The sequence below is a fragment of the Rhizobium sp. BK512 genome, assembly GCF_014194915.1.
In the GTDB taxonomy this organism is placed as follows: domain Bacteria; phylum Pseudomonadota; class Alphaproteobacteria; order Rhizobiales; family Rhizobiaceae; genus Rhizobium.
Map to the genome: position 1 here is coordinate 255,491 of NZ_JACIAS010000008.1, position 26,074 is coordinate 281,564.

Annotated in this window: 22 protein-coding genes and 1 riboswitch; of the genes, 16 read left to right on the forward strand and 6 right to left on the reverse strand. The window is 59.6% G+C overall.

The features are described from left to right. Positions 1-23: 23 nt before the first annotated feature. Positions 24-857 (forward strand): enoyl-CoA hydratase, encoded by an 834-nt coding sequence (locus FHX06_RS27040; RefSeq protein WP_183881440.1) that lies wholly within the window; start codon positions 24-26, stop codon positions 855-857. Here the strand turns inward: FHX06_RS27040 and FHX06_RS27045 are convergent, their stop codons facing one another. Further along, the gene (locus tag FHX06_RS27045) at positions 858-1,694 is read right to left on the reverse strand and encodes an EamA family transporter (protein WP_183881442.1); all 837 of its coding nucleotides are present in this window, start codon (positions 1,692-1,694) and stop codon (positions 858-860) included. 481 nt (positions 1,695-2,175) lie between these two features. Next, on the reverse strand, positions 2,176-2,499 hold the full coding sequence (locus FHX06_RS27050) for a hypothetical protein (protein WP_183850943.1): 324 nt from the start codon (positions 2,497-2,499) through the stop codon (positions 2,176-2,178). 105 nt (positions 2,500-2,604) lie between these two features. Between FHX06_RS27050 and FHX06_RS27055 the strand changes: the two genes are divergently transcribed. From FHX06_RS27055 to pstB, 8 genes are all read left to right on the forward strand, one after another. Further along, positions 2,605-3,033 carry a CoA-binding protein gene (locus FHX06_RS27055; protein ID WP_018114583.1) on the forward strand — a complete coding sequence of 143 codons (429 nt, stop codon included), beginning with the start codon at positions 2,605-2,607 and terminating at the stop codon, positions 3,031-3,033. A gap of 117 nt (positions 3,034-3,150) precedes the next feature. Then, the gene (locus tag FHX06_RS27060; RefSeq protein ID WP_018114584.1) at positions 3,151-4,434 is read left to right on the forward strand and encodes an O-acetylhomoserine aminocarboxypropyltransferase; all 1,284 of its coding nucleotides are present in this window, start codon (positions 3,151-3,153) and stop codon (positions 4,432-4,434) included. 624 nt (positions 4,435-5,058) lie between these two features. After that, positions 5,059-5,403, forward strand: a complete 345-nt coding sequence (locus FHX06_RS27065; protein WP_112968065.1) for a cupin domain-containing protein — start codon at positions 5,059-5,061, stop codon at positions 5,401-5,403. Positions 5,404-5,552: 149 nt separating this feature from the next. Then, positions 5,553-7,679 (forward strand): bifunctional diguanylate cyclase/phosphodiesterase, encoded by a 2,127-nt coding sequence (locus FHX06_RS27070; RefSeq protein WP_112968066.1) that lies wholly within the window; start codon positions 5,553-5,555, stop codon positions 7,677-7,679. Between the two features lie 356 nt (positions 7,680-8,035). Further along, positions 8,036-9,058, forward strand: a complete 1,023-nt coding sequence (gene pstS / locus FHX06_RS27075) for a phosphate ABC transporter substrate-binding protein PstS (RefSeq protein ID WP_018114587.1) — start codon at positions 8,036-8,038, stop codon at positions 9,056-9,058. A gap of 88 nt (positions 9,059-9,146) precedes the next feature. Beyond that, entirely contained in the window at positions 9,147-10,124 is a 978-nt protein-coding gene (gene pstC / locus FHX06_RS27080) for a phosphate ABC transporter permease subunit PstC (protein ID WP_018114588.1), read from the forward strand. Between the two features lie 2 nt (positions 10,125-10,126). Beyond that, the gene (pstA, locus tag FHX06_RS27085) at positions 10,127-10,984 is read left to right on the forward strand and encodes a phosphate ABC transporter permease PstA (RefSeq protein ID WP_018114589.1); all 858 of its coding nucleotides are present in this window, start codon (positions 10,127-10,129) and stop codon (positions 10,982-10,984) included. A gap of 50 nt (positions 10,985-11,034) precedes the next feature. Next, positions 11,035-11,793, forward strand: a complete 759-nt coding sequence (gene pstB, locus FHX06_RS27090; protein ID WP_246715645.1) for a phosphate ABC transporter ATP-binding protein PstB — start codon at positions 11,035-11,037, stop codon at positions 11,791-11,793. Between the two features lie 84 nt (positions 11,794-11,877). On the opposite strand, the gene FHX06_RS27095 is transcribed toward pstB, so the two are convergent. Together FHX06_RS27095 and FHX06_RS27100 are read right to left on the reverse strand one after the other, a co-directional pair. Continuing rightward, the gene (locus FHX06_RS27095; protein WP_113146208.1) at positions 11,878-13,122 is read right to left on the reverse strand and encodes a cytochrome P450; all 1,245 of its coding nucleotides are present in this window, start codon (positions 13,120-13,122) and stop codon (positions 11,878-11,880) included. Between the two features lie 108 nt (positions 13,123-13,230). Further along, positions 13,231-14,484 (reverse strand): diguanylate cyclase, encoded by a 1,254-nt coding sequence (locus tag FHX06_RS27100; RefSeq protein WP_113212495.1) that lies wholly within the window; start codon positions 14,482-14,484, stop codon positions 13,231-13,233. Positions 14,485-14,866: 382 nt separating this feature from the next. Here FHX06_RS27100 and clpP point away from each other — a divergent pair, with 382 nt between their 5' ends. Next, complete coding sequence (gene clpP, locus FHX06_RS27105) at positions 14,867-15,496, forward strand: ATP-dependent Clp endopeptidase proteolytic subunit ClpP (protein WP_029616352.1); 630 nt, start codon at positions 14,867-14,869, stop codon at positions 15,494-15,496. Between the two features lie 305 nt (positions 15,497-15,801). Next, on the forward strand, positions 15,802-17,079 hold the full coding sequence (clpX, locus tag FHX06_RS27110; protein WP_018114461.1) for an ATP-dependent Clp protease ATP-binding subunit ClpX: 1,278 nt from the start codon (positions 15,802-15,804) through the stop codon (positions 17,077-17,079). Positions 17,080-17,144: 65 nt separating this feature from the next. On the opposite strand, the gene FHX06_RS27115 is transcribed toward clpX, so the two are convergent. After that, the gene (locus FHX06_RS27115) at positions 17,145-17,513 is read right to left on the reverse strand and encodes a hypothetical protein (protein ID WP_162710086.1); all 369 of its coding nucleotides are present in this window, start codon (positions 17,511-17,513) and stop codon (positions 17,145-17,147) included. Here FHX06_RS27115 and lon point away from each other — a divergent pair. The 4 genes from lon (at position 17,482) to FHX06_RS27135 (ending at position 23,943) form a co-directional block, all read left to right on the forward strand. Beyond that, a complete protein-coding gene (gene lon, locus FHX06_RS27120; protein ID WP_018114460.1) occupies positions 17,482-19,899 on the forward strand; it encodes an endopeptidase La in 2,418 nt (805 codons plus the stop codon). The genes FHX06_RS27115 and lon overlap by 32 nt on opposite strands. Positions 19,900-20,106: 207 nt before the next feature. Continuing rightward, positions 20,107-20,382, forward strand: coding sequence for an HU family DNA-binding protein (locus tag FHX06_RS27125; protein ID WP_018114459.1), 276 nt, complete (start codon positions 20,107-20,109; stop codon positions 20,380-20,382). A 120-nt stretch (positions 20,383-20,502) separates the two neighbouring features. Beyond that, positions 20,503-20,655, forward strand: a riboswitch (FMN riboswitch). A 90-nt stretch (positions 20,656-20,745) separates the two neighbouring features. Then, a complete protein-coding gene (locus tag FHX06_RS27130) occupies positions 20,746-21,645 on the forward strand; it encodes a DMT family transporter (protein ID WP_113212535.1) in 900 nt (299 codons plus the stop codon). Positions 21,646-21,741: 96 nt separating this feature from the next. Continuing rightward, positions 21,742-23,943 (forward strand): esterase-like activity of phytase family protein, encoded by a 2,202-nt coding sequence (locus tag FHX06_RS27135; RefSeq protein ID WP_113212536.1) that lies wholly within the window; start codon positions 21,742-21,744, stop codon positions 23,941-23,943. Between the two features lie 80 nt (positions 23,944-24,023). Here FHX06_RS27135 and FHX06_RS27140 read toward each other — a convergent pair whose 3' ends face one another. Further along, on the reverse strand, positions 24,024-24,923 hold the full coding sequence (locus FHX06_RS27140; RefSeq protein WP_113208781.1) for a LysR family transcriptional regulator: 900 nt from the start codon (positions 24,921-24,923) through the stop codon (positions 24,024-24,026). A gap of 104 nt (positions 24,924-25,027) precedes the next feature. Here FHX06_RS27140 and FHX06_RS27145 point away from each other — a divergent pair, with 104 nt between their 5' ends. After that, positions 25,028-26,017: a zinc-dependent alcohol dehydrogenase family protein gene (locus FHX06_RS27145; RefSeq protein WP_113212496.1), complete on the forward strand. Its 990-nt coding sequence runs from the start codon at positions 25,028-25,030 to the stop codon at positions 26,015-26,017. Positions 26,018-26,074: the final 57 nt, after the last annotated feature.

Here is a 26,074-nt window from a genome sequence, read left to right on the forward strand (position 1 = left end):
TACAGACAGCACAGGAACATGCCATGGCCGAGATCGTATCCTTCCGCAAGGACAACAACAATTCGGGCGAGGGCGCCCTCGTGCTTCGCCAGCTTTCCGGCGGCATATTGCGCCTGACGCTCAACAATCCACCGGCCAATGCTCTCTCTATCTCAGTCATGGAAACGCTGATGGGCGAGCTGCAGGGTGCGGCGGATGACCAGGACGTGCGCATCGTCGTCATCGCCTCGACCGGCAATGTCTTTTCCGCCGGTCATGACCTGAAGGAATTGACTGCGCACCGCGCCGACGAGGACGACGGCGTCGCCTTCTTCGAAGAAACCTTTGCGCTGGCCGCGGATCTGATGCTCGAGATCAGTCGTTTGTCGAAGCCGGTCATCGCCGAGATCGATGGGCTCGCGACGGCAGCAGGCTGCCAGCTCGTCGCAAGCTGCGATCTTGCGATCTGCACGGATACGTCGACCTTCTGCACGCCAGGCGTCAATATCGGCCTTTTCTGCTCGACGCCGGCTGTCGCCGTTTCGCGCGCCGCCCACCGCAAGCAGGCGATGGAGATGCTGCTGACGGGCGAGACGATCGACGCCTCGACGGCAAAGGATTTCGGTCTGGTCAACCGCATTGTACCGAAGCAGTACCTCACCCAGGTGGTCAGCAAATACGCATCCGTCATTGCCTCGAAGTCGCCGGAGGCGTTGAGGATCGGCAAGGAAGCCTTTTACAGACAGCTCGAAATGCCCATCGCGGAAGCCTACGACTACACCGCAAGCGTGATGGTCGACAGCATGCTGACCGGCGATGCGCAGGAAGGCATCGGTGCCTTTCTTGCAAAGCGCACGCCCGAATGGAAGGGCGACTGATCAGGCAAGCTTCAGGATCAGACCGCCGAGCGCGATGATGATGCCGGCGAGGTAGCGCCAGACGCTGGCCTTTTCCTTCAGCACCAGAACCGAGATGACAAGCGCAAACAGGATGGCGGTTTCCCGCAGCGCCGCTACCGTCGCGACCGGGGCCTTCGTCATCGCCCAGAGTGCCAGGCCGTAGGAGGCGATCGAGCCCGCGCCGCCGATCAGCCCGCGCCACCAGTTTCGCCTGACGTGAGTGGCGACAGTTATGAGGCCGCGCTGCGAAATCGCCCAGGCAAAGAGGAGAACCGGCGGCAGAAGCGACATCCACAGCGTGTAGGAAATCGCATTGCCGGAAAGCCGGGCGCCGATGCCGTCCACATAGGTATAGGTGGCGATGACGCAGGCGTTGATCAGCGCCAGCATGATCGCGTGACGGCTGCCGTGGCGGGCTTCGAAGGCCAGGGTGAGGATGCCGGCGCAGATCGTCATGGTTCCGGCAAGCGCTCCGCCTGTCAGATGCTCTCCGAGGATGAAGCCGCTGGTGGCGACGATGAGCAGGGGCGCTGCGCCGCGCATCAGCGGATAGACGAGGCCGATATCGCCCGCCCTGTAGGCGGCGGCCACCAGCTGGAAATAGGCAAATTGCAGGATCGCGGAAGCGCCGATGAAGGGCCAGGCCTGGGGCTGCGGCAGGGGAAGCAACGGAAGGAAAGGCAGCGAGGCAACAGCGCCGCCTGCAGAGATCAGCGCCGCATCAAGTGACTTGTCCTTGCCGGCTTTGATGATGGCATTCCATGTCGCGTGCAGAAGCGCACCGAAAAGGACAAGAAGAATAACGTCGAGGGGCAAGGTGAATGATCCGGGAGCACTGCAGCAAAATATGGGAAACCATCACAGCTTTCCCGTTTGAGTCCGCCTTGAAATAACAACCTGTGTTTGCGCGATTTGATCTGCAAGGTGTACTCCACACGGTCCAAATTCAATAGCATGGATCGATGAAGCGAACAATTGCCCATTGATGTGGCAATTTCTGCGTGCGCTCGAAATACGTTCAATTCCGCTTATCTCACACAACTATGAGATGTTACTAATGGACACATGAACATATCGTGATCAAATTATGTATGAAAGGTGAAGTTCAGCCATGGCGAGAGAATGTCGACAATCCTATGCTGCTGAAATGTAGACATTATTCTATAACTTTGAAATGGTTATAAATTTACAATCAAAGCGAGTTTCTTGAGATATTTTGTATCTAAAGATTGAACGACGAGTCCTTTCGCAGATGCGAAAGGATCGATAATATTCAAAATTCCGAATGAATGCTCGCTTAGAGATTATAGTGTGGAATGAAGAACATCCCGTCCAGGTTGTCTATGTTCTGGCAGTTCAGCACCCGGCACTTGGGGTTGTCCTTTGAGGGAATGCTCGTCCATTCCGCATAGTCGGTCGCATCACAGTAATTGCTGTTTCGGACATAGCGGTCGTAGAGAGGAAGGCCGCGGGGTGAAGTGTAGCGAAAGATGACTGCGCCTTGATTATGGATCGCTGCGCGCACGCTCTGGCAGCTCATGGTGAGCGGATTGTAGCGCGAGATCGCAAGCGCCGGCGAGGCGGCGAGCACAAGCGCGAGGGTAACGGCGATTTTTTTCATGGCACAATTTCTCCCTTAGATTTCCGGCACCTATATATACGCGCAAACGGGCCGCCGGTTTCAATGAATCGCGACTGTGAGATCCAGTTCCAGGAGACAGCAGATATGAACCATGATGCCTACGCCGACGACTATCTCTCCGGTATTCTGAAATCCGTCAAAACCATCGCGCTGACGGGGGCTTCGCCCAATCCGGCCCGGCCGAGCAATGGTGTCATGGGCTATCTCCTGTCGCGCGGCTACAAGGTCATTCCCGTTAATCCGGGGCAGGCGGGCAAGCAGATCCACGGGCAGACTGTTTACGCACGTCTTGCCGACATCCCCGAACCGGTCGACATGGTCGAGGTCTTCCGCGCATCCGAATATCTTGACGGGGTGGTGGACGAGGCATTGGCACTTGATCCCCGCCCGCAGGTCGTGTGGGCACAGCTTGGCGTGAGCGACGATGCAGCCGCCGCCAAGGCCGAAGCCGGCGGTATCAAGGTCGTCATGAACCGCTGCCCGGCAATCGAGTATCCGCGTCTTTTCGGCTGACGCTGTCAGGCAGAACGGATTTTCTCCGGAACGCGCCGCGGTTGAAAAAGATCGCGGTTAACTTTCATGTTCGAGCGGCTATGATCGCGCCCGTCAACAATTGTACGGGAGGACGACATGGCCAAAAACGATCCGGGATTCAACACGCTGGCGATCCATGCGGGCGCGCAGCCCGATCCGGCGACCGGCGCGCGGATTACACCGATCTACCAGACCACGGCCTTCGTCTTCAACGATTCCGACCACGCCGCAGCCCTTTTCGGCCTGCAGCAATTCGGCAATATCTACACCCGCATCATGAATCCGACGCAGGCGGTCCTGGAAGAACGCGTCGCAGCCCTTGAAGGCGGCACGGCAGCGCTCGCAGTCGCCTCCGGTCATGCAGCGCAGATGGTCGTTTTCCACACGCTGATGCGCCCCGGCGAAAATTTCGTCGCCGCCCGCCGCCTCTATGGCGGATCGATCAATCAGTTCGGCCATGCCTTCGAGAATTTCGGCTGGCAGGTACGCTGGGCCGACCCTGAGAACCCCAGTGATTTCGAGAGCAGGATCGACGACAAGACGCGAGCGATCTTCATCGAAAGCCTTGCCAATCCGGGCGGTACCTTCGTCGATATCGCCGCGATTGCCGAAATCGCCCATCGTCACGACCTGCCGCTGATCGTCGACAACACCATGGCGACACCCTATCTCATTCGACCAATCGAGCACGGTGCGGATATTGTCGTGCATTCGCTGACCAAGTTCCTCGGCGGCCACGGCAATTCCATGGGCGGCATCATCGTCGATGGCGGCACCTTCGACTGGTCGAAGACCGGCAATTACCCGATGCTCTCCAGCCCGCGGCCGGAATATAACGGCGTCGTGCTGCACCAGACTTTCGGCAATTTTGCCTTCGCGATCGCCTGCCGTGTGCTCGGCCTGCGCGACCTCGGCCCGGCCATCTCGCCTTTCAACGCTTTCCTGATCCTGACCGGCATCGAGACGCTGCCGCTACGCATGCAGCGTCATAGCGACAATGCGATTGATGTTGCCAAATGGCTCAAGGCCCATTCCAAGATCGCCTGGGTGAATTATTCCGGCCTCGAAGATGATCCGAACCACGCCCTGCAGCAGCGCTATTCACCCAAGGGCGCCGGCTCGGTCTTCACCTTCGGCGTCAAGGGCGGCTACGAGGCTGGCAAGGCGCTGGTCGAGGGGTTGGAACTCTTCTCGCATCTCGCCAATATTGGCGATACACGCTCCCTCGTGATCCATCCGGCCTCCACCACGCACCGGCAGCTGACCGACGAGCAGAGGGTCGCCGCAGGCGCCGGACCGGACGTGGTGCGCCTCTCCGTTGGCATCGAGGACGTGAAGGACATCATCGCCGACCTCGAGCAGTCGCTGTCGAAGATCTGAGCGTCCCTCGCAACGCTTGTATTTTTGCAGACTACGTTTGTCGGGATACAACCATGGGATCAGCGTCCGAGTGGAATAGACTCGGACGCGGCTTTCGTCCGATCGGACGAAAATCGCGGACCATTTAGAGCCCCAGGCCAAACTGGTTCGGCTGCGAAAAGTCTTTTATTCCGACTTTCGGCCAATCGCATCTCCTGTCGAACTGGAGTTTAGAGACGGTGCGGTGGCAAGTCGGGTCTGTCCTGAACGCATAACCTGGAAGGGAGACGTAGTGACTTGCCGACGTCCCGAACAACAGGCAAATCGTCAGTGCGACACAAAAAGGCTTCATGGTTGCCTCCCTTGTAGGATTAGGGGACGCATTTTCACATAGAGCAACGCTCTCGGACATATATCAATTTGTGCTAATACGTCAGCTGGGCGACACGCCAGGCGAAGAAGACGGAGTGTCCTCCGCAGCAAAGGTTTGCAATTTTGCAGCCTGCGTTTGTTGGGATACAGCCATAGGATCAGCGTGCGATTCGAATAGAGGCGGGGCGATGGTCGGCGAGTTTTTGACTCTGCCGATGTCGCCCTTTTTGTGCTTAATCTTTGCCGCGAAGGACACTCAAGGAAAGGCTGACCATGGCAAACACGATCTCCTTCGATATCGGCGGCGTCGAACCGGAAGTCGGCGCTCCCGCGGCCGAACGCATCATTTCGGGTAGTCCGCAATTTCGCACCTGGAATCTCGAGGAGGCCGAGGGCGGCCTCTACGCCGGCATCTGGGAGGCAACACCCGGCAAGTGGCGGATCGTCTATGAGGAGTGGGAATATTTTAGCCTGCTTTCCGGCTATTCGGTCGTGACCGAGGATGGCGGCGAGCCGGTCCATCTCAGGGCCGGCGACCGCCTTGTCCTGAGGCCGGGCTTTAAAGGAACCTGGGAAGTCGTTGAAACGACTCGCAAGGATTATGTGATCAAGGTTTGAGCGCCGGGCCGGATAGAAGGTTTTTGATCCTTCTTATTAAGAGTGCCTACATCATCAAGTGCTAAAGCTCATCTGCAGCGCATTGCGGACATGATGTCTCCTGCCGTCACCAAAGACATGCCCTTGCAATTCATCTTTTTGGGATTTGCATGTCGTCGAATCTTGCGCGTAGACGCGGTCGGTCTCAGACGTCTTCCATCATTGCGACAACCGTATGCTTCCTTGTCGTCGCTCTCGCGCTGACGGGCCTCATGGCCCATGTCGTCGTCGCGATGACACGATCTGCAAACGAGATCGACGATGCCAGGGCCACGCGCGCCGCCAGCGCGGCGATCGCAGCTCTTGTCAATCGCTTGAGCGCGACAACCACGGATAACGCCGTATGGGATGATGCCTATAAGGCGATCTCATCTTCAAGCGCGGCGGACTGGGCCTATGAAAACTGGGGTAAAACCACTGCGGATTACCCGCTTTATGACGGCGCGGTCGTAATCGGCCCCGATCATTCTTCGATCGTCTCCGCATATGCCAAAGGTAAGCCTTTCCAGCCGAGCGCCTTTTTCGGCGAGGGCTTTTTCCAGCAGATCAACAAAGCTGCCGATGCCGGACAGGCGCCGGTGGTCAATTTCATCCGGACCGAAACGGGCATCGCGCTAATCGTATCGCAGGCAATCCAGCCTTTCACCGCAGAAGGCGAACTTCCGAAGCTGAGTGTGCTGAGCCTCTACAAGGATCTCACGCCGGAAGTTCTCGACATTCTTTCGGGCGAACACGAACTCGACGGATTGCACCTTGCGACCGCGCCGGAGCCAGGCCTGCTGAACACACCCATCACGGACATGCAGGGCGGTGTCATCGGCCATCTTGTGTGGCCGAGCAAAGCGCCTGGCAGCGCCGTGTTTCACCAGGTCTATCCTTACATATCGGCCGCCATCATTATCCTTGTGATGTTCTTGGGGGGCGTTCTTCTGGTGGGCGCTTCCGAGGCGCGGCGCCTGCGCCAATTGGCACAAGCAGCGATTTTCGAAGCGAACCACGATAGCCTGAGCGGCCTGTTGAACAGGCAAGGGCTTCTCGCACTGCTGGAAGAAGTGCAGGGCACTGATCTTGCGCAGCCCCGGCTCTATCTGGTCGATCTCGATGGGTTCAAGGCTGTCAACGACGCATGGGGGCATGCGGTCGGCGATGACCTGATCCGGATCGTTTCGAACGCCCTGGTCGCCTGCCACCCTGAAGTCGTCGCTGCGGCCCGATTGGGAGGCGACGAGTTTGCGCTGGTGCAGATTGGGTCTGCCGCGCCTGGAGAGATAGAAGCGACTATTCTGGCGCTGTTCGCCGAGCCCTTTAAAATCGATGGGCGGACGATCGAAGTTGGCGCAAGCATCGGCGCTGCCGCGCGTGACGGAGACCTGCCGCCTTTGGAGCTTCTCCGCAGGGCCGATATGGCGCTTTACCGCGCCAAGGAAAATGGCAGGGGCCGGGCGATCGAATACGACCCGGAGCTAGATCGGGAACGCCAGAAGGTCGCCGAAATGGAAGCTCTGTTGAAGAGCGCCATCAGCGATGGTGCGATCGAAGCCTTTTTCCAGCCTCTCGTCTCTGCTGCGACAGGCGCTGTCACGGGTCTTGAAGCACTGGCGCGCTGGCGAACCCCGACAGGAAACATAAGCCCGGAGATTTTCATCCCGCTCGCCGAAAGGTGCGGTCTCATCGATGCGCTAGGCACCCTCATGCTGAAAACATCGATCGAGCATGCCAAGAGCTGGCCCGGCCTGGCATTGTCGGTCAACGTTTCACCGGTCCAGCTCTGCAATCCGGAATTCGCCGCCGAAGTGATCTCGCTCCTGCAGGGCCTCGATTTCGATCCGAAGCGCCTGACATTGGAGATCACCGAAGGAGTTCTCATGACAAATCCGGACCAGGCCCGCCGGTCGATAGATCATCTCAAACAGGTTGGCATAAAATTCGCGCTTGATGACTTTGGCTGCGGCTATGCGAGCATCGGCGCGTTGCGGCAGTTCGGGTTTGATCGAATGAAGATCGACCGTTCGCTCGTATCCGCCCTCGACCAAAGCTCGAATGGTGCGGATGTACTTCGGGCAACCATCTCCCTGGCGACCGCGCTACAGATTCCGGTCACCGCGGAAGGCATCGAAAATGCGCACCAGGCTGAGATCCTGCGGGAGGCGGGCTGCGATCAATTGCAAGGCTATCTGATCGGAAAACCGATGTCGGCACTCGACATATCCAGCAAGCTCCGGGAGCATGCAGCGTGATGCCAGACAGATAGCGCTAGCGCTCTGGCTGCCGTTCGGCTTGGGAGCATTTCGACCTCTGAAAGCGACATTTTCAGGCATTGCTGCGGCAATCGACCGCAGCCCTGCGGCAATAGGGCCGCACCTCCTTCGGTAAGGCCCTGTTAACGCGCGATTCATTCGGAAGGTCAGTGCCTTCAGCGGCTTATGCACAGCTTTGCATGTCGCGGCGCCTGCCTCCGGCTGTCATCAAACTGTAATAATAGACGCCTAGCCCGCCTTCCCGTGACGAGGAAATTCAGCGCTCTCGACAATGGACACCCCCTCCATGGCGCCGGACCTCGTCGTCCTCTAGTTCCATCAGGGAAGAGTCGCAAATGCTCACCAAGAAACTTCTTTCGGCCTGCCTCGGCGCTGGCCTGGTTGCCGCTCTGGCAGTCTCGGCCTCCGCTGCTGACATTACCGGCGCTGGCTCCACCTTCGTCTATCCGGTCCTTTCGAAGTGGTCCGCGGACTACAACAAGGAAACCGGTGACAAGCTGAACTACCAGTCGATCGGTTCGGGCGGTGGTATCGCCCAGATCAAGGCTGCCACGGTTGACTTCGGCGCTTCCGATGCCCCGCTCAAGCCGGAAGACCTGACGGCTGGCGGCTTCGGCCAGTTCCCGCTGGTTGTCGGCGGCATCGTTCCCGTCATCAACGTCAAGGGCATTAAATCAGGCGAATTGAAGCTTTCGGGCAAGGTTCTCGCCGACATCTACCTCGGCAACGTCACCAAGTGGAACGACAAGGCAATCGCCGACCTGAACCCGGGCCTGAAGCTGCCCGACAGCCAGATCGCTGTCGTTCACCGTTCGGACGGTTCGGGCACCTCCTTCAACTGGACGAACTTCTTCTCGAAGGTAAACCCGGACTGGAAGTCGAAGGTTGGTGAAGGCACCGCGGTCAACTGGCCGGTCGGTATCGGCGGCAAGGGCAACGAAGGCGTTGCCGCTTACGTCACCCGCGTCAAGGACTCCATCGGCTACGTCGAATACGCCTACGCCCTGCAGAACAAGCTGCCCTTCGTTCTCGTTCAGAACGCTGCCGGTCAGTATCCGAAGCCGAATGCCGAGAGCTTCTCGGCTGCCGCTGCAAGCGCAGAATGGGGCAAGGCCCAGGACTTCTACCTGATCATGACAAACGCTCCGGGCGAAAAGGCCTGGCCGATCACGGCAACCACCTGGGCCATCATGTACAAGGAGCCGAAGGACGCCGAGCGCTCCAAGGCTGCTTTCTCCTTCTTCAAGTGGGCTCTCGAAAAGGGCCAGAAGGAAGCGTCCTCGCTCGACTACGTTCCGCTTCCGGACACGCTCGTGAAGCAGATCGAAGACTACTGGACGGCCTCTTTCAAGAGCTGATCCTGACGAAACTGCGGTTGGGGCGGGAAGCTTTGCTTTCCGCCCCAAATGCCTTTGACACCCCCTCAAAGCAGCAGAGCGTACGGATATGAGCGAAGCACTGGCATCGCTGCCCGCCGACATCGCGGGCGTGAAGCGCCGCGACGGCGCCGCAGGCGATCGTATTTTCTTTTGGATAGTTTTGGGCTGCGGCCTGTTTGTTCTCTTTGCCCTGCTGGCAGCGGCGGTCTCCATGGCCATGGGCGGGCTTCTTGCCTTCCGCACGTTCGGCTTCGGCTTTCTGACCGGCACTGAATGGGACCCGGTTGCCGAGCGGTTCGCGGGTCTCGTGCCGATCTACGGCACGCTGGTGACCTCGGCGCTCGCCATGATCATCGGTGTTCCCGTCAGCCTCGGTATTGCGGTGTTCATCACCGAAGTTGCGCCGCGCTCCGTTCGCGGCCCGATCGGCGGCGCTGTCGAGCTTCTCGCCGGTATCCCCTCGATCATCTACGGCATGTGGGGTCTCTTCACCTTCGCGCCCTTCATGTCGGATTACATCCAGCCGGTGCTGATCGACTGGCTTGGCCCGATCCCGCTGATCGGCGCGCTGTTTTCGGGGGCTCCGCTCGGCATCGGCATGCTGACCTCGGGCATCGTGCTGGCGATCATGATCATCCCCTTCATCTCCTCCGTCATGCGCGACGTCTTCCTCGTCGTCCCCGCACAGCTGAAGGAATCGGCCTATGCGCTGGGCTCGACCAAGTGGGAAGTGGTGCGCGACATCGTCATTCCGCATACCCGCACAGCCGTCGTCGGCGGCATATTCCTCGGCCTCGGCCGTGCGCTCGGCGAGACCATGGCGGTCACCTTCGTTCTCGGCAACACCCACAATATCGCTGTGTCGCTGATGGAGCCTGGCACCTCGATTGCCGCAACGCTTGCCAACGAGTTTGCAGAGGCTTCGGATGACCTCTACCGGTCGTCGCTCGCAGCACTCGGCCTGATCCTCTTCGTTGTCACCTTCATTGTCCTGGCTGCTGCCAAGCTGATGCTGGTGCGTATGGCAAAGCAGAGGGGAGAGTAATCATGGCTACCTATTCCGGTTCGCTCTACCGTCGGCGCCAGCTCAGCAGCGCCATCGCTCTGACGCTCTGCGGCATCGCCACCGTGCTTGGCCTCGTCTTCCTTGTCTGGATACTCTGGACAACGCTGATCCACGGCCTGTCCGCCCTGAGCCCCACGCTTTTGACGGAAATGACGCCGCCGCCTGGTGAAGATGGCGGCGGTCTCGCCAACGCCTTCATGGGCAGCCTGCTGATGGTCGTGCTTGCTGTTGTTATCGGCACGCCGATCGGTGTGCTCGCCGGCACTTACCTATCGGAATTCGCCCGCGGCAAGAAGCTCGGTGAGGTCATTCGCTTCGTCAACGACATCCTGCTCTCGGCGCCCTCGATCATCATCGGTCTGTTCGTCTATGAGCTGGTTGTTCGCCCGACGGCACGCTTCTCCGGCTTTGCCGGCGGCATCGCGCTGGCCTTCATCTTCCTGCCGGTCGTGGTGCGCACGACCGACGAGATGCTGCGGCTGGTTCCTGACGTGATGCGCGAGGCAGCCCTTTCGCTCGGCATCCCGCGCTGGAAGGTCACGGTCAACGTCCTCTACCGCGCCGCGTCGACCGGCATCCTCACCGGTATCCTTCTGGCGATCGCCCGCATTTCCGGCGAGACCGCGCCGTTGCTGTTCACGGCTCTGAACAATCAGTACTGGAGCCTCGATATGTCGCAGCCGATGGCAAACATCCCCGTGGTCATCTTCCAGTTCGCCATGAGCCCGTATGAGCAATGGCAGAATCTTGCGTGGGCCGGTGCCTTTGTGATGACGGCCGTCGTTCTAATCCTGAGCGTCGTATCGCGCTCCGTCCTGAACCGAAAAGGTGGGAAATGATGCTTCAGTCCCAAGACACTTTCGACGCCGCCAGCAAATCGGAAAAGCCGATGGCCAAAGACAAGATCGCTCTCGAGAAAGTCAATTTCTATTACGGCGACGCCCACGCGATCAAGGATGTGAGCTTGAGCTTCCCTGAACGCCAGGTTTCGGCCCTGATCGGTCCGTCGGGATGCGGCAAGTCCACGCTGCTGCGCATCCTGAACCGTATCTACATGCTGTATCCGAAGATGCGCGCCACCGGCTCGATCAAGCTCGACGGCAAGAATATCCTCGACCCGAGCTTCTCGATGAACGAGCTGCGCGCCCGCGTCGGCATGGTCTTCCAGAAGCCGGTGCCGTTCCCGATGTCGATCTATGACAACATCGCCTATGGCATTCGCCACCACGAGCGCCTCAACAAGGCCGACATGGATATCCGCGTCGAACAGGCGCTGCGTCAGGCCGCCCTCTGGGATGAAGTCAAGGACAAGCTGAGGGGCAGCGGTCTCGGCCTTTCCGGCGGCCAGCAGCAGCGTCTTTGCATTGCCCGCGGGGTAGCGCTGCGTCCGGAAGTTCTGCTGCTCGACGAGCCGACCTCGGCCCTTGACCCGATCTCGACTGCCAAGGTGGAAGAGCTGGTGGCGCAGCTGAAAGGCGATTTCACGATCGTCATCGTTACCCACAACATGCAGCAGGCAAGCCGCATCTCCGACAACACCGCCTTCATGTATCTCGGCGAGCTGATCGAATACGGCCCGACAGCGCAGATCTTCCAGTCGCCGAAGATCAAGCGAACGGAAGATTATATCACCGGCCGCTACGGCTGATACGACATTCCCTGCGCGGAAAAGAAACGGCCGGTATGCGATGAGCATGCCGGCCGCTTTCGTTTCCTGATATCGGAAAATGGCTTACCAGGCGAGATCCAGGCGGTCGAGGCCGTGGAAGTGATAGACGTCCTTGACGACGGGCGTCTTCGCAAGCTTGAGCCCCGGCAGGCGCTTGAACAGGATCGGCAGCACGACATTGAGCTCCAGCCGCGCCAGCGGCGCGCCGATGCAGAAGTGGATGCCGGCGCCGAACGAAAGATTGGGCGCCTCGTTGCGGTCGGGCTTGAAGGCGAGGGGATCGCTGAATTTCGCCGGATCGAGATTGGCGGCGGCCAGGATCATGCTCACCTTGTCGCCGCGCTTGAACTCTATGCCGTCGATCTCGGCGGGTTCCAGCGCCCATCGCTGGAAGATGTGGACCGGCGCGCAAATGCGCAGCGATTCCTCGACGGTACGCTCGGTGGCGGTCTCATCACGGAAAAGCTCGGCCGGATCGTAGTCGCTGTCCAGAATGACGCGCACCGAATTGCCGATCTGATGGACCGTTGCCTCATGGCCGGCGTTGAGGAGCACGATGGTCGTCGAGACGAGTTCGTCTTCCGTCAGGTACTGGCCCTTGTGCTCGGTATGGATCATATGGGTCAGCAGGTCGTCGCGCGGTTCGGCCCGGCGCTCGGCAATGACCGTCTTCACATAGTCGGAAAATTCCCGCGCTGCTTGCTCGGCGGCATCTTCGTCCGCGCGGGTGCGCCCGAACATGTACATGCGCACATAGGAATGCGACCACTTGAGGAGCTGCGGCCCCATGTCTTCGGGAATGCCGATCATGCGGGCGATCATCGTCACCGGGATGATATCGGCGAAGGCCGCAAGAAGCTCCACCTCGCCCTTGTCGGCAAAGCCGTCGATCAGCCGGTTGGCGAGTTCTTCCAGCTCCGGCTTCATCTTCTCGACATGGCGCGAGACGAAGGCGCGGTTGACGAGCGTACGCAGCCGCGTGTGTTCCGGCGGCTCCAGCTCCAGCAGAGAATAGCGCTCCGCGAGATCGAAGGCGGCGATATGCGGTTCGGGCTCGGGAAGGCCGAGCTCCTCGCGGCTGGCAATATGCAGGATCTGCCGGCCGAAACGGCGGTCGCGCAGCAGCCCGTTTACATGATCATAGCCGGTGACGAACCACTGCTTCTGCTGTTCCCAGTAGAAGGTGGGACAATGGGCATGGAGCGCGGCATAGACCGCGTTCGGGTTGCCGTAGAAGGCCGGGTCGCTGCCGTCGAGCGAGACATGGCGGGTTGCGGGATCGATCTTGAGAAAGGGCGGTATCATCATGGGCAGAGGCTTAGCGGATTTGCCGTGCCTCGGAAAGATGGGCGCTTGGAGCTATTCCAGTAATGTAGTGCAGTGGTTTGCGTCCGGAATTGCGTAAAAACAAATGCTCTAGCCTGCGCGGGAGAGCACGCCCATGCGGCGCAGCGCTTCCACCTGATCGTCGACGGTCGGCACGAGTTCGCCGGCATGGGAGTTGGGCTCGCCTGGCGCGGGCGCTGCCGTTTCTTCCTCGCCAAAGACGACCGTGCAGTTGCGGCCGGCGGCCTTTGCAGCATAGAGCGCTCGGTCGGCAGCCGAGACCAGCCGGTCGATATTAGCCTCGATCGCCGAGGAAAGCGCGATGCCGACGCTGACGGTGGCGGGGATCAGCGCCTCGCCTGTGCTGACGGGCAAGCGGCAGAATTCGGCGCGGATCGATTCCGCCAGCGCTTCCGCCTCTGTTTGGTCGCGTACGGTTACGAAGGCTGCGAATTCTTCGCCGCCCATGCGGCCGAAGATATTGTTCGGGATATACTGGCGGGCAAGGCGGGCAAAGGCGGTCAGGACGGCATCGCCGGATTGATGCCCGAAGCGGTCGTTGACGCGCTTGAAATGGTCGAGGTCGAAAAGGATGACACCGACCTGATGCTGCTCGTCATGTGCCTTTTCCCGGATTTTGTCGAAATAGCCGAGCAGGCCGCGGCGGTTCAGCACGCCGGTCAGCGCGTCCGTCAGCGTCAGCACGCGCAGATGGCGTTCCGACCGTTCCATGATGAGGCGGCAGGTAAGCGCGAAGGCGATGGTGAGCAGGAAGGCGCTCGCCATGGCGGCCGCACCGCTGAAATTCGTTGCCTGCGCATCCGAAGGCAGGATCAGCGCCATTGCGATGGCCACGCCGAAGCACAGGAAGGCCTGCAGCACGAAGACGGCCATCAGGAAGACGCGCGTGCGTTCACGGCGGATATCGCCGGCGGCAACCGCCATGCCGAGCGCAGTGGCGCCGGTCGCCGAAGCGAGATTGTAAAGAATGACCCGGTTGGAATAATCTTCGTTGATCCAAGGCAGGAAGACGCCCGCGAGCCAGATCGCCGGCGGCAGCAGCGCCCACCATTCCATTTTCTTGCGGTCGAGGGCCAGGAAGCCGGCAACCCAGGCGCTCTGTCCGAGCAAGGCGATGGCATTGCCGATTTCGATGGAAAGCAGGTTGGGGATTTCGCCGCGGGCTGCAACGAGTGCAAAACCGATGCCGCTGAACAGGAAGCCGAGCCCCCAAAAAAGGTAGGCGGCGCTTTTCCGGTTGTGGCGCCAGGCCACGAACAGAACCAGAGCCAGCGTAAGGGCTTCGGAACACCAGATGGACAGACCTGTAGTGACATTGAACACGGCAGCAACCCCTTGAATAGTGGCCGCATCCTTGCCGAAGAAGCTCGCTGTTTGATTAATGACGTGAGGCTAGAGTCGGCAATCTGGCCGATATCTGCCGGTAAGCTTTCCGCCCGGTAAATGACCGCGACTTTCCTCGAGCGCGGTAAGCCTTCCTTCATCCTGTCATAGAGAAAAGCTGTGAGAGCGAAAGGGCTGGCCTCGCCGTTAACAGGCGTTTGGGAGAAACCGGATAGGGAAATGTCAAAGCCATATCTCGCGCGCCCTTCTTAACGTTATCCTTATGCGTGTCTTGAAGAGGGGGGCGGGGACACTCTATGTAGGGATAAGGCATTTTTCTTTGATTCCCGGCCTTCGCCGGAAAGACGTTAAAAGGACGCACATGAGAAACCCAGTCGATACCGCTATGGCACTCGTGCCGATGGTTGTGGAACAGACCAATCGCGGTGAACGCTCCTACGACATCTATTCCCGCCTGCTCAAGGAACGCATCATCTTCCTGACGGGCCCTGTCGAGGACCATATGGCGACACTCGTCTGCGCCCAGCTTCTCTTCCTCGAGGCCGAAAATCCGAAGAAGGAAATCGCGCTCTACATCAATTCGCCGGGTGGTGTCGTCACTGCCGGTATGGCGATCTACGACACGATGCAGTTCATCAAGCCGGCCGTATCGACGCTCTGCGTCGGCCAGGCCGCTTCCATGGGCTCGCTGCTTCTGGCCGCCGGTCACAAGGACATGCGTTTCGCCACGCCGAATTCCCGCATCATGGTTCACCAGCCCTCGGGTGGTTTCCAGGGTCAGGCATCGGATATCGAGCGTCATGCCCGCGACATCATCAAGATGAAGCGCCGCCTCAACGAGGTCTATGTGAAGCACACGGGCCGTACGTACGAGGAGGTCGAAAAGACCCTCGACCGCGATCATTTCATGGATGCTGACGAGGCCCAGACCTGGGGCGTCATCGACAAGGTTCTGACCTCGCGCATCGAAATGGAAGGCGATCAGGCCTAGTAATTAATAGGGATGGTATTTTCGCCGCCACAGTTCTATCCCATTTGTGATTGAACAAGGGGTTTCATCTGGCGGCGGAGACGCTAATAGTAACTATTAATGCTATGTTGAATTTTTGTGACATAGCATTCGGCATTCGAAGGGGAATTCGTTGCCGCCGGTACCCGGACATGATTGATTGGGCCCGGTTCGTACCCCCTGAAGCCCTTGTCGGCAGAAACTCCGGGTAGGGAGCGCCGTCAGGGAGCTGATTGAGTGGACCGCGATTTCGCGTTCGAAATGCGGCGTGCTGGAAGGAAAGTGATATGAGCAAGGTCAGCGGCAGCAACGGCGGCGACAGTAAGAACACCCTCTATTGTTCTTTCTGCGGAAAGAGCCAGCATGAAGTCCGGAAGCTTATTGCCGGACCGACCGTGTTTATCTGCGATGAATGCGTCGAATTGTGCATGGACATCATCCGTGAGGAGAACAAGTCCTCGATGGTCAAGTCCCGTGACGGCGTTCCCACGCCCCAGGACATCATCAAGGTCCTCGACGAATATGTCATCGGCCAGCGTCAGGCGAAGAAGATCCTGTCGGTCGCCGTTCACAACCACTACAAACGTCTCGCACACGCCTCGAAGAATGGCGATGTCGAGCTGGCGAAGTCGAACATCATGCTGGTCGGCCCGACCGGCTGCGGCAAGACCTATCTTGCCCAGACGCTCGCCCGCATCATCGACGTTCCCTTCACGATGGCCGACGCGACCACGCTGACGGAAGCCGGCTATGTCGGTGAAGACGTCGAAAACATCATCCTGAAGCTTCTGCAGGCTGCGGACTATAATGTCGAGCGCGCTCAGCGCGGCATCGTCTACATCGACGAAGTCGACAAGATCTCCCGCAAGTCCGACAACCCGTCCATCACCCGTGACGTATCGGGCGAGGGCGTGCAGCAGGCGCTTCTGAAGATCATGGAAGGCACGGTTGCCTCGGTACCGCCGCAGGGCGGCCGCAAGCATCCTCAGCAGGAATTCCTGCAGGTCGACACGACGAACATCCTGTTCATCTGCGGCGGCGCTTTCGCCGGTCTCGACAAGATCATCTCTGCCCGTGGCGAGAAGACCTCGATCGGCTTTGGTGCAACTGTCAAGGCACCGGACGATCGCCGCGTCGGCGAAGTGCTGCGCGAGCTGGAGCCGGAAGATCTGGTCAAGTTCGGCCTCATCCCGGAATTCATCGGTCGTCTGCCGGTTCTGGCAACGCTTGAGGACCTCGATGAGGACGCGCTGATCCAGATCCTGTCCGAGCCGAAGAACGCGCTGATCAAGCAGTACCAGCGCCTGTTCGAGATGGAAGACGTCGAACTCACCTTCCACGAGGACGCATTGCGTGAAATCGCCCGCAAGGCGATCATCCGCAAGACCGGCGCCCGCGGCCTGCGTTCGATCATGGAAAAAATCCTGCTCGATACGATGTTCGAACTGCCGGCGCTGGAAGGCGTGCGCGAGGTCGTCATCTCGGAAGAGGTCGCTCGCGGCTCGGCCCGTCCGCTGTATATCTACGCCGACCGCCAGGACGAGAAGGCAAACGTCTCGGCCTGAAGCTTGGGTTAAAAACCGCTATTTTAAGGGGCTTGCCTTGTGCAGGCCCCTTTCTATTTGAAAACCTATGCCAGGCGCTGATAATAGTTGCGGGCAAGGTTGAAAACAGCCTTGGCCGATATTGCGCAAAGGATGACCCTTGGCAATGATGCTGTGATTCCGTAGCGTGTTGCTGGTGTTGTTATTTTAGGCCGTTCGGAAATGGTCAGCGTCGCTCCAGATAGGCGCTTCATTGTGTTGGCGTTCCATGTAATAAAGCTGTCACAACCGTGGAACGCGGGCGTTAACGTGGCTTGAAAAGCGTAGTCAGAACCTCCACTTGTAACAGCAAGTGAGAGTGCCGGCCGGTCCCAAGCGGCCGCGCCAAAGAGCCCGGTAACGGGACGATGGAAAGGAATAAAAATGACGAAGAAAACGTCTGTAGCGAGCAGCACCGCTTATCCTGTTCTCCCCCTGCGCGACATCGTGGTTTTCCCCCATATGATCGTGCCGCTGTTCGTCGGGCGGGAAAAGTCGATCCGCGCGCTCGAAGAGGTCATGGGTTCCGACAAGCAGATCATGCTGGTCACCCAGATCAACGCCAGCGATGACGATCCGGATCCGTCTGCGATCCACCGCGTCGGTACGGTTGCCAACGTGCTGCAGCTCCTGAAGCTTCCCGACGGCACCGTGAAGGTTCTGGTCGAAGGCCGCGCACGCGCCGAGATCGATACCTATACGAGCCGCGAAGATTTCTACGAAGCCCTCGGCCATGTGCTCGAAGAGCCGCATGACGATCCGGTAGAGCTGGAAGCCCTGTCGCGTTCGGTCGTGTCGGAATTCGAGAGCTACGTGAAGCTCAACAAGAAGATTTCGCCCGAGGTTGTCGGTGCGGCAAGCCAGATCGACGACTATTCAAAGCTCGCCGATACGGTCGCCTCGCACCTCTCGATCAAGATCACCGAGAAGCAGGAGATGCTGGAGACCACCAGCGTCAAGGCCCGCCTCGAAAAGGCGCTCGGCTTCATGGAAGGCGAGATCTCGGTCCTGCAGGTCGAAAAGCGCATCCGTTCGCGCGTCAAGCGCCAGATGGAGAAGACCCAGCGCGAATACTACCTGAATGAGCAGATGAAGGCGATCCAGAAGGAACTCGGCGACGGCGAGGAAGGCCGCGACGAGATGAGCGAACTGGAAGAGCGCATCGCCAAGACGAAGCTGTCCAAGGAAGCCCGTGAAAAGGCCGATGCGGAACTGAAGAAGCTGCGCCAGATGAGCCCGATGTCGGCTGAAGCCACCGTCGTGCGCAATTATCTGGACTGGCTGCTCGGTATCCCCTGGGGCAAGAAGTCGAAGATCAAGGCCGATCTCAACAATGCCGAGAAGATCCTCGAAGCCGATCATTTCGGTCTTGAGAAGGTCAAGGAGCGCATCGTCGAGTATCTGGCTGTTCAGGCCCGCGCCACCAAGATCAAGGGTCCGATCCTGTGCCTCGTCGGCCCTCCGGGCGTCGGCAAGACCTCGCTCGCCCAGTCGATTGCCAAGGCAACCGGCCGTGAATATGTCCGTATGGCTCTTGGCGGCGTTCGTGACGAAGCTGAAATCCGCGGTCACCGCCGCACCTATATCGGCTCGATGCCCGGCAAGGTCATCCAGTCGATGAAGAAGGCGAAGAAGTCCAACCCGCTGTTCCTGCTCGACGAAATCGACAAGCTCGGCCAGGACTATCGCGGTGATCCGTCTTCGGCTCTGCTGGAAGTGCTCGACCCGGCGCAGAACTCGACCTTCATGGATCACTACCTGGAAGTCGAATACGACCTGTCGGACGTGATGTTCATCACGACGGCGAATACGCTGAACATCCCGGCTCCGCTGATGGACCGCATGGAGATCATCCGTATCGCCGGCTATACCGAAGACGAAAAGCGCGAGATCGCCAAGCGGCACCTGCTGCCGAAGGCCATCAAGGAACATGCACTGCAGCCGAACGAATTCTCGGTTAGCGACGATGCCCTGATGGCGATCAGCCAGCAGTACACCCGCGAAGCCGGCGTGCGTAACTTCGAACGCGAATTGATGAAGCTCGCCCGCAAGGCGGTGACCGAGATCATCAAGGGCAAGACGAAGTCGGTTCACGTTACGGCAGCGAATATCGACGACTATCTCGGCGTTCCGCGCTTCCGCCACGGCGAAGCTGAACGCGAAGATCAGGTCGGTGTCGTCACGGGTCTTGCCTGGACGGAAGTCGGCGGTGAGTTGCTGACGATCGAAGGCGTCATGATGCCCGGTAAGGGCCGCATGACCGTCACCGGCAACCTGAAGGAAGTCATGAAGGAATCGATTTCGGCAGCGGCTTCTTACGTCCGCTCGCGCGCCGTCGATTTCGGCATCGAACCACCGCGCTTCGACAAGAGCGACATCCACGTGCACGTGCCGGAAGGTGCAACGCCGAAGGATGGTCCGTCTGCCGGTGTCGCGATGGCAACCGCGATCGTCTCGATCATGACGGGCATTCCGGTCAACAAGGATGTGGCAATGACGGGTGAGATCACCCTGCGCGGCCGCGTCCTGCCGATCGGTGGCCTGAAGGAAAAGCTGCTTGCGGCTCTGCGCGGCGGCATCAAGAAGGTGCTGATTCCGGAAGAGAACGCCAAGGACTTGGCCGAGATTCCTGATAACGTGAAGAACAGCATGGAGATCATTCCGGTCTCCCGTATGGGCGAGGTGATCAAGCACGCGCTGGTCCGTCGTCCCGAGCCGATCGAATGGGATGGCACGGTTGAAACGCCCGTCATCGCGACTGTCGAAGGGCTCGATGATGCAGGTGCAGCCATCGCTCATTGAGCTTTGGCGGCCACATTTAAGCCCAATTGTTGCAAATCGTGAAAAAGGCCGGCGGAAACGCCGGCCTTTTTTGTGAAAACGTCATGTAGACGCTTGCTTTTCCTTGATTTGCAGGGTTTTTGGGTTCTCGGCGGGCCTGATGAAAGCGATTTCTGCGCCTAGCTTACAGATTGAGTTGTTTCAAACCATTTAGAAAGGGGTGGAAACATGAACAAGAATGAACTCGTGTCCGCAGTAGCCGAAAAGGCTGGACTGACGAAGTCTGATGCAGCATCTGCCGTCGACGCAGTTTTCGACGTTGTACAGGCTGAACTGAAGAGCAAGGGCGACGTTCGCCTCGCTGGCTTCGGCAGCTTCACCGTTTCCCATCGCGCTGCCACGAAGGGCCGTAACCCTTCGACCGGCGCCGAAGTCGACATCCCGGCACGCAACGTGCCGAAGTTCACGCCCGGCAAGGGCCTGAAGGACGCCGTCAACGGCTGATACGAGATAGTCCGCCGGCCGTAAACGAGAACGGCCGCGCAGGATTTTGAGGGGTTCGGCATTGCCGGACCCCTTTTTGTTTTGGGCGCTTGCCGCAGGCCGCGCTTTGTCTTACGAAACCTGTGTTCTCAGGGCGGGGTGAAAGTCCCCACCGGCGGTAAGGGTTTCGGCCCGAGCCCGCGAGCGCCTTTCGAAGCTTCGGTCAAGGAAGGGTCAGCAGATCCGGTGTGATTCCGGAGCCGACGGTTAAAGTCCGGATGAAAGAGAATGAGCGTGGCCGTGCGGGGCAGGAGACTGCCGCGTCTGCGTGCCTTCGCCTCATGCGTCCTGATTTATGTTTGGTCCCTGTACTGGATGGAAGACATGAATCAGAATTCCCTAGCCTTCTCGCATTCCCGCGCCTTCGCCGGCGCTGCCTTCATGGTGGCCGGAGGCGTTGCCTTCTCGCTTCTCAATGTCGTCACCCAATGGCTGACCATGACGCTTGCCTTCCCGGCGGCTTCTGCAGCCTTCTGGCAATATGGCTTCGCCTTTCTCTTCTCCTTGCCCTTCCTGCGCAAGGCCGGCCTATCGGCGATGCGCACCAGCTATCCCTGGCGGCATGTCGTGCGCGTTGCCTTTGCCGCGCTTGGCGTCGAAGCCTGGGTCTCCGGTCTCGCCTCGGTGCCGATCTGGCAGGCGATCGCGCTTGTGATGACCTCGCCCTTCTTCATCATTCTCGGCGCGCGCCTGTTCCTCGGTGAGCGCGTCGGGCCTGCTCGCTGGATAGCAACGGGGATCGGCTTTGTCGGTGCGATGATCATCCTCCAGCCGTGGTCGGACAGCTTCACCTGGGCCGCCCTCCTGCCTGTCCTCTCGGCGCTTCTCTGGGGTGCTTCGTCGCTCATCACCAAGAGCCTGACGGGCATCGAGAAACCGGAGACGATTACCGTCTGGCTGCTGGTGTTGCTCACGCCGATCAATGGCAGCCTGGCACTCGCGTCGGGCCTTGCCGTGCCGACGGGCGCAACGCTTGCGCTCTTTCTCCTGGCCGGCCTTCTGACGGTCGTGGCGCAATATCTGCTGACGCTCGCCTATGCCAGCGCCGATGCTGCCTATGTGCAGCCCTTCGATGACCTGAAACTGCCGCTGAACGTACTCGCCGGCTGGCTTTTCTTCGGCTATGCGCCGGCTGGTTATCTGTGGCTGGGCGCCGCGCTCATTCTCTCCGCCTCGCTCTTCATCATGCGCAGTGAGATGCGTCGCGAACGGCAGGCAGCCTGACGCAAACTGTACAAAATGTCGCAGCCTGTCATGTCTCTGTCATGGCAGTCCCGCAAAAACCCTCTGTTCGATTTTTCGGCATTGGGGGATTTTTCAATGACATCGTCTTCGCGCAAGGCAGCGCTCGCTGCCGTGCTTCTTGCATCCGTTGCGGTCCCGGCAGCAGCGGAACCGGTTTTCAACCGCATCGCCTCTTTCCCGGTCGCAACAAATCTGCCGGCCGACAAGGACAAGCTTTCGGCCACCTCGGCCGAAATCATCACCGCTTCGCAGGATGGCAACACGCTGATCTACAGCGACAGCCCGCTCGGCGCGATCGGCTTCATCGACATCATCGATGCCAAGGCACCCAAGGCCGGTGGCGCGCTGATGATGGACGGTGAGCCGACCTCGGTTACGACGGCAGCCGGCAAGGCGCTCGTCGCCGTCAATACCGGCGAAAGCAAGCAGAAGCCGTCGGGCCGTCTGGCAATTGTCGATATCGCTTCGAAGAAGATCGACGCGACCTGCGATCTCGGCGGCCAGCCCGATTCGATCGCCCTCAACAAGGACAGGACGCTCGGGACAATCGCGATCGAAAACGAACGCGATGAAGAGGTCAACGACGGCAAGATCCCGCAGATGCCGGCAGGCGACCTCGTCGTCTTCCAGGTCAAGACCGACGGCACCGTCGATTGCGGCACGATCAAGCACGTTGCGCTCACCGGCCTCGCTGGTGTCGCCCCTGAAGATCCGGAACCTGAATTCGTTGCCTTCAACAGCCAGAACGAGATCGCACTGACGCTGCAGGAAAATAACGAGATCATTATCCTTGACGGTACGACCGGCACGGTGAAGACGCATTTCACCGCCGGCAGCGTCGACCTCACCGGCATCGACACCAAGCGCGACGGCGCCCTGAAATTCACCGGCGAGAAGAAGGGCGTCCCGCGTGAGCCCGACGCGGTCAAGTGGCTGGACGACAACCGTATCGTCGTTGCCAACGAAGGCGACTACGAAGGCGGCTCGCGCGGCTTCACCATCTTCGACAAGACCGGCAAGGTTCTCTTCGAATCCGGCGCCTCTTTCGAACGCGCCGTTGCCGCTCTCGGCCACTATCCGGAAAGCCGCTCTTCGTCGAAGGGCGTCGAGCCGGAAGGTCTCGAAGCGGCCAAGTTCGGTGATGACAACCTGTTCTTCCTTCTTGCCGAACGCGCTTCCGTCGTCGGTGTCTACAAGGACACGGGTGCCGATCCGGAACTGCTGCAGATCCTGCCGTCGGGCATTTCTCCGGAAGGCGCAATCGCCATTCCCCAGCGTAACCTGTTCGCTACTGCCAACGAGCTTGACCTCGGCAAGGACGGCGGTGCGCGTTCGCACGTCATGATCTACGAGCGCGGCGAAGGCGAGAAGGCCTATCCGCATATCGTCTCCGCAGAGAAGGACGGCAATCCGATCGGTTTTGCCGCGCTTTCGGGCCTCGCCGCCGTTCCGGGCAAGCCGGGCATGCTCTACGCCGTCAGCGACAGCGTCCTCGGTTCGCAGCCGACGATTTACACGATCGACGCCACCAAGAAGCCGGCCGTTATCACCGATGCCCTCATCGTCAAGCGTGACGGCGCTCCGGCCCAGAAACTCGACATCGAAGGCATCGCCGTTGCTGCCGATGGTTCTTTCTGGCTCGCTTCGGAAGGTTATACCGAGCGCCTGGTGCCGCACGCGCTCTATAACGTCACCGCCAAGGGCGACATCAAAGCCGAGATCGCCCTTCCGAAGGAACTGCTCGCCAACGAAATCCGCTATGGCTTCGAAGGTGTCACGATCATCGGCACCGGCGATGACGCAACGCTGTGGATGGCCGTTCAGCGCGAATGGAACGATGACGAGAAGGGTTTTGTGAAGCTCGTTTCCTATAACCCGAAGAAAAAGGAATGGGGCGGCGTACGCTACCCGCTCGACAAGAGCGAGAGTGGTTGGGTCGGTCTTTCCGAAATCACGGCTCAGGGAGACAGCGTCTACATTATCGAGCGTGACAATCTCGTCGGCGACGCGGCCAAGCTGAAGAAGCTCTACAAGGTCGCAATCTCCGACCTGAAGCCGGGCAAGCTCGGCGGCGAACTGCCTGTCGTCAAGAAGACGGAAGCCCATGACTTCATCGGCGACCTGAAGTCGGCCACCAACGGCTACGTTCTCGACAAGCTGGAAGGTTTCGCCTTCGACGCGTCGGGCAAGGCCTTTGCAGTGACCGACAATGACGGTGTCAGCGATTCTTCGGGCGAAACCCTGTTCTTCCCGGTCAACCTGTCCGCAACGAACTGAGTTCACATTCCGCGAAATGGAGAGGCCGGGCTTTGCCCGGCCTTTTTCCTTGGCCCGACAACGCTGACGGCGTGACCGGGTTAGGCCATGAATTTGGGCAGTGCGGCGGCCAATGCGTCGACCGCAAGACGGATCCTGAGCGGCAGGTGCGGCGTCTGCAGCCACAGCGCATGGCAGTCGTAGAGAAATTCCGGCTGACCTGGCAGCAGCACTTCGAGCGTCCCGGCCTGCACGCGCTCGCGGATGAGCCAGTAGGGTAGCCAGGCAAGCCCCATGCCGGCTGCCGCCGCATCTGCAATTGCATCGAGATCATCGAGCCGCAATCGGCCGTTTGGCCGAACTTCTACTGGAGCCTGGTCTCCATCCGGGAAGAGCCATGGGCTGAAGCGCGCGGAGCGCGCGTAGATGATTGCATCGTGCTTGCCGATATCTTCGACAGTCTCCGGTCTGCCATGAGCATCGAGATAGTTCGCCGAGGCGCAGACCACCATGCGCTGGCGCGAGACCCGCCGCGCGATGATCCCTGACCTGTCAGCGAGTTCCCCGGTACGGATCGCGAGATCGTAGCCGTCATCGGCGAGATCGGTAATGGGGTCGCTGAGCGATAGATCGAGTTCGAGGCTCGGATACCGCCTTGCAAGATCGAGCAGAACCGGAAGCACGCAATGCCGGCCGAAATGCGCGGGCATGGTGACGCGCAGCTTTCCACATGGTTCGGAAAGATGGTCGAACGCGAGCGCGTCCGCGGCTTCGGTCTCGGCGAGGATCACCCGGCAGCGCTCGTAATAGGCGCGTCCAAAATCCGTAAGGCTCTGGCGGCGCGTTGTCCGGGTGATAAGGCTGACTCCCAATCGCTCCTCAAGAAAGCGGATATGCTTGCCGACCATCGGACCGGAGAGGCCGAGTGCTGCTGCCGCTGCCGCAAACGAGCCCAGATCAACGGCCTTCACGAAGACGGTCATGCTGGTAAGGCGATCCATATTGCAAACTCACAGTTTCTTCTGTCTTTCTCAGAGCCCAATTTATCTCCACCAATCCAATTGGCATAGATCATTCAGTCCGATTGTTTTGGAGTTGATGGGAAATGGCACGCATAATCCGCTTTCATGAATTTGGCGGTCCTGACGTTCTCCGCATTGAGGATATGGATATTCCAGCCCCTGGACCGGGACAGGTTCAGATCCGCGTCAAGGCTCTTGGGATCAATCGGGCTGAGGCCCTGCTGAGATCCGGTACCTATATCGAAACCGCGCCGCTGCCGTCGGGCCTTGGCCTCGAGGCGGCAGGCATCATCGAGGCGGTAGGGGAGGGCGTGGATGGCTTTGCGCCCGGCGACGCTGTCAGCGTCATCCCGCCGATCTCGATGGTCCGCTCGCCGGCTTATGGAGAACTGGTCACATTTCCCGCCGCATCTGTTGTCAGGCACCCGCCGACACTTTCCTGGGAGGAGGCTGCTGCTCTCTGGATGCCGTATCTGACTGCTTACGGCGGCCTGATCGATATCGCCCGACTATCAAGGGGGGAGTTCGTCGCTATTACCGCTGCATCGAGCAGCGTAGGTCTTGCCGCAATCCAGATCGCCAACGTGATCGGCGCCACGCCGATTGCGATTACGAGAACCTCTTCAAAGCGTCGGGCATTGCAGGAGGCCGGTGCCGCGCATGTGATCGCCTCGCAGGAGGAGGACTTGCAAGCGCGGCTAAGGGGGATCGCCGGAGAAGGAGGTGTTCGGGTCGTCCTCGACGCCGTGGCCGGACCTATCTTCGAGCCGTTGACGGCGGCGATGTCCTCGGGCGGCATTCTTATCGAATATGGTGGATTAAGCCCGCAGCCAGCACCGTTTCCGTTGCCTGCCGTGCTCGGCAAATGCCTGCTGCTGCGCGGCTATCTCGTCCATGAGATCATTCGCGATCCGATACGACTTCAGGCCGCAAAGACCTTTATTTTCGATGGGCTCGCGTCCGGCGCGCTGAAGCCTCTCATAGCAAAGACGTTCCCCTTCGAGCAGATCGCCGAAGCGCATCGGTTCCTGGAAACGAATGAGCAGTTCGGCAAGGTCGTCGTGACCGTCTGATGCGGTCCTGTTGGGGATCATGTCTCAATCCCGGCCTGCAAGTTGCTGGCCGGGATT

Bases quoted from the DNA above. Each gene is read 5' to 3' on its own strand.
- FHX06_RS27135 (WP_113212536.1), top strand. From the start codon at position 21,742: ATGACATCGTCTTCGCGCAAGGCAGCGCTCGCTGCCGTGCTTCTTGCA.
- FHX06_RS27095 (WP_113146208.1), bottom strand. From the start codon at position 13,122: ATGATGATACCGCCCTTTCTCAAGATCGATCCCGCAACCCGCCATGTC.
- FHX06_RS27040 (WP_183881440.1), top strand. From the start codon at position 24: ATGGCCGAGATCGTATCCTTCCGCAAGGACAACAACAATTCGGGCGAG.
- FHX06_RS27145 (WP_113212496.1), top strand. From the start codon at position 25,028: ATGGCACGCATAATCCGCTTTCATGAATTTGGCGGTCCTGACGTTCTC.
- FHX06_RS27065 (WP_112968065.1), top strand. From the start codon at position 5,059: ATGGCAAACACGATCTCCTTCGATATCGGCGGCGTCGAACCGGAAGTC.
- clpX (WP_018114461.1), top strand. From the start codon at position 15,802: ATGAGCAAGGTCAGCGGCAGCAACGGCGGCGACAGTAAGAACACCCTC.
- clpP (WP_029616352.1), top strand. From the start codon at position 14,867: ATGAGAAACCCAGTCGATACCGCTATGGCACTCGTGCCGATGGTTGTG.
- FHX06_RS27060 (WP_018114584.1), top strand. From the start codon at position 3,151: ATGGCCAAAAACGATCCGGGATTCAACACGCTGGCGATCCATGCGGGC.
- pstS (WP_018114587.1), top strand. From the start codon at position 8,036: ATGCTCACCAAGAAACTTCTTTCGGCCTGCCTCGGCGCTGGCCTGGTT.
- FHX06_RS27125 (WP_018114459.1), top strand. From the start codon at position 20,107: ATGAACAAGAATGAACTCGTGTCCGCAGTAGCCGAAAAGGCTGGACTG.
- pstB (WP_246715645.1), top strand. From the start codon at position 11,035: ATGGCCAAAGACAAGATCGCTCTCGAGAAAGTCAATTTCTATTACGGC.
- FHX06_RS27140 (WP_113208781.1), bottom strand. From the start codon at position 24,923: ATGGATCGCCTTACCAGCATGACCGTCTTCGTGAAGGCCGTTGATCTG.
- FHX06_RS27070 (WP_112968066.1), top strand. From the start codon at position 5,553: ATGTCGTCGAATCTTGCGCGTAGACGCGGTCGGTCTCAGACGTCTTCC.
- FHX06_RS27050 (WP_183850943.1), bottom strand. From the start codon at position 2,499: ATGAAAAAAATCGCCGTTACCCTCGCGCTTGTGCTCGCCGCCTCGCCG.
- FHX06_RS27130 (WP_113212535.1), top strand. From the start codon at position 20,746: ATGAATCAGAATTCCCTAGCCTTCTCGCATTCCCGCGCCTTCGCCGGC.
- pstC (WP_018114588.1), top strand. From the start codon at position 9,147: ATGAGCGAAGCACTGGCATCGCTGCCCGCCGACATCGCGGGCGTGAAG.
- lon (WP_018114460.1), top strand. From the start codon at position 17,482: ATGACGAAGAAAACGTCTGTAGCGAGCAGCACCGCTTATCCTGTTCTC.
- pstA (WP_018114589.1), top strand. From the start codon at position 10,127: ATGGCTACCTATTCCGGTTCGCTCTACCGTCGGCGCCAGCTCAGCAGC.
- FHX06_RS27055 (WP_018114583.1), top strand. From the start codon at position 2,605: ATGAACCATGATGCCTACGCCGACGACTATCTCTCCGGTATTCTGAAA.